The organism is Deinococcota bacterium, from assembly GCA_030858465.1.
Classification (GTDB): Bacteria; Deinococcota; Deinococci; order Deinococcales; family Trueperaceae; genus JALZLY01.
This window is the reverse complement of the sequence record JALZLY010000087.1, coordinates 1-6,122: the sequence shown is the minus strand read 5'-3', so window position 1 is coordinate 6,122 and position 6,122 is coordinate 1. Positions and strand designations below refer to the sequence as shown.

Here is a 6,122-nt window from a genome sequence, read left to right as displayed (position 1 = left end):
CGGCTCCTTCTCGCCGCGCTACCCGCTACTCATTCCCACCGTCCTGCGCGCCGGGCAGGCGCTGGGCTCGCCGCTCATCGTGCAGATCTCGCAGAAGGACATGAGCCGCTGCGGCGTGGAGGTAAGCCTCTTCGCCGAGGCCTTCTACCGCTTCCTGCAAGAGGGGGACATCACGGTGCCGGTGGTGCTCCACCTCGACCACACCGAAGACGAGAGGATCATCGCGGAGGCCATTGCCGTGGGTTTCTCGTCGGTGATGATCGACGCCTCCCACATGAGCCTAGAAGGCAACATCGCCACGACCAAGGCGGTGGTGGACTACGGGCACGCGTGCGGCGTGTCGGTGGAGGGTGAGCTGGGCACCATCGGCGCCTACAGCTTTTCCGAGACGGACATGAGCGACGACGTCCGCTACACCGACCCGGACGAGATCGAGCGCTTCGCGCGCGAGACGCAAGTCGACGCGGTGGCCGTGTCGGTGGGCACCGTCCACGGCGTCAAGGCCGGCACAGCTACTTCCGTGGACCTGAGGCGCCTGACAGCCCTGCGGGCGAGGACCGGCGTGCCGCTGGTGCTCCACGGCGGCTCCGGCATTCCCGCAGAGATGATGTGGGCGGCCATCGCCCTCCCCGGCGGGGGGGTCAGCAAGGTCAACCTGGCGACCGACCTCGAGCTCGCCATGCTGGCGGCGCTGGAAAGCAAGGAGCGGCTGGTGAACACGCAAGTAGAAGCCCTGTCGCCCCAAGCGCTCGAGCGGGCTCAGGCAGCGGTCGAGGGCGTCGTCAGCGAGAAGATCCGCTCGTTTCTGCTCAGCGAAGGACGAGCGCAGCCCGACCCGACGGTGCCCGGCGTACGGGCGCAGACGTCGTGACCTCGCCCTTTGCCGTGCGCGGGATGATCGAAGGCTTCTACGGCGTCTACTACACCCCGCCCGAGCGCCACAGCCTCCTCCGCTTCCTGGGCAAACACGGCTACAGTCTTTACGTCTATGCCCCCAAGAACGACCGCCAGCACCGGGCGCGCTGGCGCCAGCCCTACCCCGCGGGCGTGATGGCGCAGTTCGCCGCTGCCATCCGGGTCGCCGGGGAGGCGGGCGTCGACTTCTGCTACGCGCTCAGCCCCGGCGCCGACGTCTGCTACAACTCCGTGGCGGACTTCGCGGCGATGACAGCGAAGTTCGCCGCCTTCTCCCATCTGGGCGTGCGCACCTTCAGCCTGCTGCTCGACGACATCCTGCCTGACTTCCAGCACGAGGCGGACCGCGAACACTACCGCTCCTACGCGGAGGCGCACGCCGACCTCTGCAACCGCGTCCACCGCTGGCTGAAGGACTTGGACACCGCCTGCACGCTCAGCATGTGCCCCACCGACTACCACGGCGTCGCCCCCTTCAGCCCCTACCTGCACGAGCTGGGCGAGAGGCTCCACCCTGACATCGACATCTTCTACACGGGCCCGCAGGTCTGCTCGAGCAGGGTCTTAGCAAGCGACGCCGCGGCCTTCGCGCGGGCGGCGCGGCGCCCGCCCCTCATCTGGGACAACTACCCCGTCAACGACGGCGGCATGGAGCGGGAGATGCACATCGGCCCGATCCGCGGGCGTGACGCCTCCCTGGCTGGCGCGGTCAAGGGTGTTGTCGTCAACACCATGATCCAGCCGGAGGCCTCGAAGATTTCGCTTTTGACATTCGCCGACTTTTTCGCCGATCCCGAAGGCTACGACCCCGAGAGTTCCTGGGGGAGGGCGCTTAGGGAGGTCGCGGGACGGGAGAGCGCTGCGACGCTGCGCCTCTTCGCGGAGAACTCGCTGCACAGCTGCCTCGGCACGCCGGAGGCGGAGACCCTGGAGCGGCTCGTGTGGGGGGCGCTAGCCGCGCTCCAGCGCGGCGAGGGCGTGACTGGCCCTGAAGTCCGGACCCTGGCCGAGTACCTGGACGCACTCGACGAGGCCTGCTACCACCTCAAGTACCACATGGACAACCTGGCGCTCAGGAACGAGCTCCTGCCCTGGCTCGAGCTCCTGGAAGGTTGGCTCTGGCTGGGCCGGCACGCCCTGGAGGTGCTCGCCGCTCAGGAGGCGGGCGAGCCTTTCGAGAGGCCGCTGGGAGCGATGAACGAAGAGCTCGCCAAGGCCCAGCGGCACCCCAAGCGCGTCGCGGGGACGGCGCTGGTGCCGCTGGCGGACTTCGTCCGGGCGCAGGTGGAGCGCGGGGTGCGGGTGTGAGCGACCTCGTCCTCGCCCTCGATTTCGGCGGCACCAAGCTGAGCGCGGCGCTGGCGAGGCGCGGCGAGCGGCAGTGGAGGGACCGGCGCCTGGCGCTGTCCGAGCCCGGCGCTACGGCGCGAGACGACCTCGCTCTGATGGACACGTTGGCCGGGGCGCTGCTCGGCGCGGCGCATCCCGCCGCCGTCGGGGTGAGCTTCGGCGGCCCCGTCGAGGCTAGGACCGGCACGGTCCGCCTCTCCGACCACGTGCCCGGCTGGAAGGCCCATCCCCTCAAAGAGCGGCTCGAGCGCGACTACGGTGCCCCCGCCAGCGTCGACAACGACGCCAACGTCGCTGCCCTGGGAGAGTCGCGCTACGGAGCAGGGCAGGGCTGTCACAGCCTCCTCTACATCACCGTCAGCACGGGCGTCGGCGGCGGCTGGGTGTTGGGCGGCGAGGTCTGGCGCGGCGCGGGAGGGATGGCGGGGGAGATCGGCCACACCGTCGCCGACCCGCAGGGCCCGCCCTGTTACTGCGGCAAGCGCGGCTGCGTCGAGCGGCTCGCCTCGGGGCCCTACATCGCCGCGCGGGCGGGGGAGTGGCTGCGGGAGCAACCAGGCCGCGGGGAGCGCTTGCGCGCCCTGGTCGGGAGCGACCTAGCGGCGATCACCGCCAAGCACGTGAGCGAGGCCGCCGCCCTGGGCGACGAGCTCGCCTGGGCGTCGCTCGAGACGGCCGCCTGGGCGCTCGGCATCGGCATCGGCAACGCGGCCAACCTGATGAACCCCCAGCGCTTCGTCCTGGGCGGCGGGGTGACGAAGTCCGGCGCGCGCTTCTGGGAGGCCTTGCGCCGCACTGCCCGCGAGACGGCCAGGGCGGAAATCGAGCTAGACATCGTGCCCGCCGCCTTAGGCGACGACGCGCCGCTCTGGGGTGCGGTCGCACTGGCCGAAGACCTGCTCTCTGGGGAGGCCTCGTGACGGAAGCTTTGATTCAGGCGGGCAGGGAGCAGGCGGAACGGATTCTGCTCGCCAACGGCGGCGAGCTCGGCCTGCTTGGCTCCAACCAGGCCTACAAGCAGGTGTGGGCCAGGGATAGCATGCTCTGCGGCTTTGGCCTGCTGCTCTGCCGCGACCAGGAGGGCGCGGCCATCTTCAGGCGGTCGCTCGCTACGCTCAGGCGCTACCAGTCGCCGCTCGGCAAGGTGCCCCACAACGTCGGCCTGGCTAACCTGGACGACCCCGCCCTCGTCGCCCACGGCGGCAGCCTGGAAGGGGAAGAGGGCCGCGTGGTGATGGACACCGCTCACGCCGGCTGCGTGGACGGCAACCTCTGGTACATCGTCGGCCACTACGCCCACTATGCGGCCACGGGTGGCCTGGACTTACTGCGGGAGGCCTGGCCCAGCCTCGAGGCGGCCCTGCTGTGGCTGCGCTACCAGGACTCCAACGAGTGCGGGTTGTTAGAGGTCCACGAGGCGATGGACTGGGCGGACCTCTTCGTCAACCGCTACAACGTCCTCTACGACAACGTGCTCTACTACGCCTGCTGGCAGGGCATGGCGCAGATGGCAAGCGCGCTGGGGCTCGAACCTGAGCCCTACACCAGCGGCGCGCTCGACGTGCATATGAAGCTGAATGCCGTCCTCTGGGTCGGCCCGGAGTCGCCCAGGGACTGGTCCTGGCTCGCCTCCGAGCGCAAGGAGTGGGTCTACACACTGCGGCGCCTCGAGACCGAACTCGTCGAGCGTCCCTTCTACCTGCCCTACCTCGCCTTTCGCGACTACGCCGACCGCTTCGACACCCTGGGCAATCTGCTCGCCATCCTCTTCGGCGTGGCGGACGAGCCCAAGGCGAACAAGATTCTCGACTACATCCACGGCTGCGGCCTGAACGAGCCCTACCCGGTGCGCGCGCTCTACCCAGTTATCCAGGAGGGCGAGCGTGACTGGCGCGAGTACTACCGCGTCCGCAACCTCAACCTGCCGCACCACTACCACAACGGCGGCGCCTGGCCCTTCATCGGCGGGATTTACGTGGCGGCGCTGGTGCAGGCGGGCCGCCTGGAGGAGGCGCGGCGGCAGCTGGCGAAGCTCGCCGACATGAACCGCCAGGGCAGGCGGGGCGAGTGGGAGTTCAACGAGTGGTTCCACGGGCTCTCCGGCCGGCCGATGGGCTACGGCGGCCAGTCCTGGTCGGCGGCGATGTTCCTCTTCGCGGCGGACGCCGTAGCCACGGGCAGGGTCAACATCCTGAACGCCGAGCGCGGCTGGGCCGCCGGCGCGACGGCGATGGTCCAGGCCGCCTCGCCGCGAGCGTGATGCGGAGGCTTTCGGAAAACCTCTACCTCTTCGAGGACACCTGCTGCGTCTACCTCGTCAAGAGCGGCCGTGAGGGCGTCCTCGTCGACTTTGGCAGCGGCGCGGTCCTGGAGGGGCTCGAGGCGGCCGGGGTCACGCGCGTCACCGACATCCTGATGACCCACCACCACCGCGACCAGGGACAGGGGCTCGCTATAGCCGCCGCGGCCGGTATCCGCCTCTGGGTGCCTCACGCTGAGCAGGACCTCTTTCACAGCGCAAGCGAGCACTGGCAGGCGCGCGAGTTCTACAGCTCCTACAACAACCGCCAGGACCGCTTTTCGCTTTTAGAGAGCGTGCCCGTCACAGGGACGCTCGAGGACTACGCGAGCTACCACTTCGGCGACCACACCTTCCAGGTCGTCCCCACGCCCGGCCACACCACCGGCTCGCTCAGCCTGCTCGCGGATATCGACGGGCAGCGCGTCGCCTTCACCGGCGACCTCATCGCCGGGCCGGGCAAGGTCTGGTCGCTGGCGGCTACGCAGTGGTCCTACAATGGCGCCGAGGGCGTGGCGGCGAGCGTCGCCTCCCTGCTCGACCTCAAGGAGCGGGCACCCGAAAGGCTCCTGCCCTCGCACGGCGAGCCGATAACGGCGCCCGAAGCGGCCATCGACCTCCTCGTCGAGAGGCTGTGGGCGCTCCTGCGGCAGCGCGGGCAGAACCCGCGGCTGTTCAGCTTGCGCGAGGCACCCTTCGAGCGGCTGACGCCGCACCTGCTCCGCAACCGCACCGCCATGGCCTACCACTACGTGCTCCTCTCGGGGAGCGGCAAGGCGCTCTTCATCGACTTCGGCTACGACTTCGTGACAGGCGTCGCAGCGGGCGCGGACCGGGCCTCGAGGCGCCCCTGGCTCTACAGCCTGCCGGCCCTGACGCGCGATTTCGGCGTCACCGCCATCGACGTGGCCCTGCCCACCCACTACCACGACGACCACGTCGCCGGGCTCAACCTGCTGCGCGACGTTCACGGCACGAAGGTCTGGGCGGCGGAGACCTTCGCGGACGTTCTTGAGCGCCCCGAGCGCTACGACCTGCCCTGCCTCTGGTACGACCCCATTCCCGTCGACCGCGTCCTGCCGCTCGGTGAGCCCATCCACTGGGAGGAGTACACCCTCACCCTCTACCCCCAGCCCGGCCACACCCTCTACGCGATGGCCGTCATGCTCGAGGTCGACGGCAAGCGCGTCCTGGCCATCGGTGACCAGTACCAGGGCGGCGAGGAGGCGCAGACGAACTACGTCTACAAGAACGGCTTCGGCTTGGGCGACTATATAAGGAGCGCCGAGCTCTACCGCAAGCTCGAGCCCGACCTCATCCTCTCCGGCCACTGGGACCCCTTGTGGGTGACGCCAGGATACTTCGACACTTTGGACGCGCGCGGCGAGGCGCTAGCGCGCCTGCACCACGTCCTGTTGCCCCTTGAGACCGTAGATTTCGGTGCATCCGACGCCGGCGTGACGATTCGGCCCTATCAGGCTCAGGTAGCGGGAGCGCAGGAGGTGTCTGTGGAGGTCGAGGTTCGCAATCCTTTTGCAACGATTGAGGAGGCCACGGT

At 69.2% G+C, this 6,122-nt stretch carries 5 protein-coding genes; all 5 read left to right on the top strand.

Going from position 1 to position 6,122, the window contains the following annotated elements:
• Nucleotides 1–871 (top strand): class II fructose-bisphosphate aldolase (locus M3498_04270; protein MDQ3458513.1); only part of this gene is annotated, 871 nt, incomplete at its 5' end.
• Nucleotides 868–2,223, top strand: a complete 1,356-nt coding sequence (locus M3498_04265; protein MDQ3458512.1) for a protein O-GlcNAcase — start codon at nucleotides 868–870, stop codon at nucleotides 2,221–2,223. The genes M3498_04270 and M3498_04265, both read left to right, overlap by 4 nt.
• Nucleotides 2,220–3,185 (top strand): ROK family protein, encoded by a 966-nt coding sequence (locus M3498_04260; protein MDQ3458511.1) that lies wholly within the window; start codon nucleotides 2,220–2,222, stop codon nucleotides 3,183–3,185. The genes M3498_04265 and M3498_04260 overlap by 4 nt, the downstream gene beginning before the upstream one ends.
• Complete coding sequence (locus M3498_04255) at nucleotides 3,182–4,525, top strand: glycogen debranching protein (protein ID MDQ3458510.1); 1,344 nt, start codon at nucleotides 3,182–3,184, stop codon at nucleotides 4,523–4,525. Before M3498_04260 ends, M3498_04255 begins: the two co-directional genes overlap by 4 nt.
• A partial coding sequence (locus M3498_04250) for an MBL fold metallo-hydrolase (protein MDQ3458509.1) occupies nucleotides 4,525–6,122 on the top strand: 1,598 nt, incomplete at its 3' end. The genes M3498_04255 and M3498_04250, both read left to right, overlap by 1 nt.